3 protein-coding genes are annotated in these 3,113 nt (G+C 69.5%); all 3 read left to right on the top strand.

Translation table 11 applies throughout. The annotated features are described in order from the left end of the window. Positions 1-2: 2 nt before the first annotated feature. Positions 3-1,220, top strand: a complete 1,218-nt coding sequence (locus ACOJSN_RS12080; protein WP_420112747.1) for a CpaF family protein — start codon at positions 3-5, stop codon at positions 1,218-1,220. Positions 1,221-1,227: 7 nt separating this feature from the next. After that, the gene (locus ACOJSN_RS12075) at positions 1,228-1,914 is read left to right on the top strand and encodes a type II secretion system F family protein (protein ID WP_420112746.1); all 687 of its coding nucleotides are present in this window, start codon (positions 1,228-1,230) and stop codon (positions 1,912-1,914) included. Positions 1,915-1,948: 34 nt separating this feature from the next. Then, positions 1,949-3,113 (top strand): recombinase family protein (locus ACOJSN_RS12070; protein WP_420112745.1); only part of this gene is annotated, 1,165 nt, incomplete at its 3' end.

Raw genomic sequence — 3,113 nt, 5'->3', positions numbered from 1 at the left:
GGGTGGCGATCCTCGAGACCGAGGTGCGCGAGCTGATCCGTCGGCGTGGCCTGGATCCGAGCACGGATGCCGAGGCCACGCGTGTACTGATCGCGGAGGCGGTGGCGGACTACGACGACCGCGCTCTCCTCGGTCGGGTCCCCCGGCTCGCCGACCCCGACGAGGCGGCCAAGGCGCTGCATGACGCCGTGGTCGGGCTCGGACCGCTGCAGAAGTACCTCGACGACCCGGCGATCGAGGAGATCTGGATCAACGAACCGGGCAAGGTGTTCATCGCGCGGTCCGGCCGCTCGGAGCTGACGACCACGATGCTCACCTCCGGGCAGGTGCGCGACCTGGTGGAGCGGATGCTCCGCACCAGCGGGCGGCGCCTGGACCTGTCCACCCCGTTCGTGGACGCCTCGCTGCCCACCGGGGAGCGGCTGCACGCCGTCATCCCCGACGTCACGCGCACCCACTGGGCCGTCAACATCCGCAAATACGTGGCGCGCGCCAGTCGGCTGCAGGATCTGGTGGCGCTGGGCTCGCTCACCCCGCAGGCAGCGGCGTTCCTCGACGCCGCGGTGGCGTCCGGGCTGAACGTGCTGGTCAGCGGAGCCACGCAGGCCGGGAAGACCACGATGGTGAACGCGCTCGCGGGGAGCATCCCCAGCCACGAGCACGTCATCACGTGCGAGGAGGTGTTCGAGCTGCGGCTCGCCGGCCGCGACGTCGTGGCGATGCAGTGCCGACAGCCCAACCTCGAGGGCGCCGGCGAGATCCCGCTGCGCCGGCTCGTCAAGGAAGCGCTCCGGATGCGCCCGGACCGGATCATCATCGGCGAGGTCCGGGAGGCCGAGGCGCTCGACCTGCTGATCGCGCTCAACGCCGGCAACCCCGGCATGGCCACGATCCACGCGAACTCCGCGCGCGAGGCGGTCACCAAGATGTGCACGCTCCCGCTGCTCGCGGGTGAGAACGTCTCCGACCGGTTCGTGGTGCCCACCGTCGCGGCTGCGGTGGACGTGGTGGTGCACCTCGATCTCGACCGTGACGGCGCCCGGCGCACCCGGGAGATCGTGGCGCTGACAGGCCGCGTGGAGAACAGCATGATCGAGACGTCGTCGCTGTTCGAGCGGCGGGACGATCACTTGGTGCGCGGCGACGGCTACCCGCCCCACGAGGACCGGTTCCGGCGCGCCGGTTTCGACCTGCACGCACTGTTGGCGCACGCGGGGTGAGCCGCTGATGGGCACGGCTGCGGGGTTGCTGCTGGGGGCAGGGCTGCTCTGCATCTGGTGGTCGTTCTGGCCACGCCGCGAGCCGGTTCCCTCCGCATGGCGCACCCGCGCGCGAGACATGCTCACGCAGGCCGGGATGCCCGGGGTGTCGGTGGCAGCGTTCGTGGGCACCTCGATCGGGCTCGCGCTCGCGGTGCTTCTCGTGGTGCTGGCACTGACGCTCACGCCGCCGATCGCGGTGTGCTTCGCGGTCATCGCCGGGGCAGCCCCGACCGCCTACGTGCGATCCAAGGCGCGCCGCCGGCGCACCGCGCTGCGGGCGCTCTGGCCCGACGTGGTCGACGACCTCGCCTCCGGTATTCGCGCCGGCCTCTCGCTGCCGGAATCCCTGATCGCGCTCGCCGACCGCGGCCCCGAGCAATTGCGGGGCGAGTTCGGACAGTTCGCCCGCGACTACCGTGCCTCCGGCCGCTTCACCGACTCGCTCGACCTACTCAAAGCCCGGCTCGCGGACCCGGTGGCCGATCGGCTCGTCGAGGCGCTGCGGCTGACCCGCGACGTGGGCGGCACCGACCTCGGCCGGCTGCTCCGCACGCTGTCCCAGTTCCTGCGCGACGACCTGCGCGCCCGCGGCGAGCTCGAGGCGCGGCAGTCCTGGACGGTCAACGGCGCCCGCCTCGCGATCCGTGTCTAAGAAGTTGACACCTGCTCGGATACAATCAGAGAACATGGCAGACCGAGCAGTCATCTACGCACGCAAGAGCAACCGGCAGGACCGTACCGAGGAACAGTCCGCGTCGGTGGCGGATCAACTCGGACGAGGGCGTGCGTACGCGGCCGAACGTGGCTGGACCGTCGTGGACGAACTCACCGACGACGGCAGGTCTGGCCTGCTGGATCGATCCAAGCGCCCCGGCCTCGACGCAGCGCTGAGGGTGATCGAGAACGACGACGCTGACGTCCTGGTCACGCTGTGGACCAGTCGACTGTCTCGTGACGAACGCGACCGTGCCGAGTACCTCGACGTCCTCGACGTGCTTGGCGCGGAGTGGCATGCCGTCGCGGACGGTGGCCGGATCGACCGCAGCACCTACGCCGGCTACATCACGTACGGCATCCACACGATCTTCGACGTGGCCTACTCCAAGCGCGTTAAGGAGAACTGGCAACGGGCACACGAGCGCCGGATCGAAGCAGGGTTGCCCAAGGGACGGTCGCACCGGTTCGGCTACCGCTGGGACGACGAGGCCCGCGCGTTCGTCGTCCACGACGACGAGGCAGAGGTCGTCCGCGAGCTCTACCGCCGCTACACGCGAGGCGAGGGCTTCACCCAGTTAGTGCGCTGGATCAACGCGGGTGGCTGGAAGGTGCAACGCACCGTAAACGGCGAGGTGCTGCTGAACGACTGGAGCGTCCGCACCCTCAACCGCTTCATGGACAACGGCTTCGTCGCGGGGTTCATCAGCAAGGAGGACGACCTGCGCGACCTGCGCGGCGCGCACGAACCGATCATCACCGAGCAGCAGTGGCTCGCCTACCGCGCAGAGCGTGAAAAGCGCGCTGGCCTGGGCAAGAAGGCGTCCGGCGCTGGTGAGCGGTGGTGGCTGGCCGGGCTCGTCAAGTGCGGTCTCTGCGGCGGACCGACCTACGTGGACTCGTTCAAGCGCCCAGATGGCAAGTCCTCGGTCCTGTGCAGCAACCACCGCTCGAACCCGGACATGTGCAAGGGCGTGACCATCCTCCGCGTGTACGTCGAGAACGCGGTCGGCTTCTGGCTCGGCGGTCACCTCGATCAACTGGACGCGCTTACCTCTGCCGAGACGAAGGCGACCACCAACGCTGCCGCAGATGTGTTCCACGCCGCTGTAGCGGCACGCGACAAGATCGCTGATG

This window comes from Pseudactinotalea sp. (genome assembly GCF_048594945.1).
Lineage (GTDB): Bacteria > Actinomycetota > Actinomycetes > Actinomycetales > Beutenbergiaceae > Pseudactinotalea.
This window is presented reverse-complemented; position numbering and strand designations above follow the sequence as displayed.

Excerpts from the sequence above, each read along its gene's own strand:
- ACOJSN_RS12075 (WP_420112746.1), top strand. The coding sequence starts at position 1,228 with ATGGGCACGGCTGCGGGGTTGCTGCTGGGGGCAGGGCTGCTCTGCATC.